The 400-nt window shown below is 39.2% G+C and carries 1 protein-coding gene; it reads right to left on the bottom strand.

What is annotated here, in order from left to right; all coding sequences use genetic code 11:
- On the bottom strand, positions 1-400 hold a 400-nt coding region (gene parM, locus HV824_RS36655; RefSeq protein WP_217918078.1), incomplete at both ends, for a plasmid segregation protein ParM domain-containing protein.

Raw genomic sequence — 400 nt, 5'->3', positions numbered from 1 at the left:
AGAAAACACAGCTGGCAATGATTCAGGCATCACATCAACGTGTTCAATGGTGAAAACATCGCCTTTATTAAGACGAATCGGCCTCATTAAATTCTCAATTTTACGCTGAATGTTGAGTTCATTTTTTTGACACTCTTTCGTATAGAACTCACTGATAGGCAAAGTCACAGTCAATGATACAGGCTGAGGCGCTAATCCACTATTCAGTAAAGCGTGATGCACAGCTAACAGGTTAACATCCGTATATTGATACTCAATATGAGTCGTAAGAATAGATTGGTTGCTAACTTCATCATACGTGTATTTTTTACCATCCAGTTCATAGTTAAATGTCTGGCGAATTCCTAACCCGTCAACCTTCCATCCATGACGAAATGAGTTTTGCGACAACGACTTACAG

The organism is Myxococcus sp. AM009, assembly GCF_013372605.1.
Taxonomy (GTDB): domain Bacteria; phylum Myxococcota; class Myxococcia; order Myxococcales; family Myxococcaceae; genus Myxococcus; species Myxococcus vastator.
This window is presented reverse-complemented; position numbering and strand designations above follow the sequence as displayed.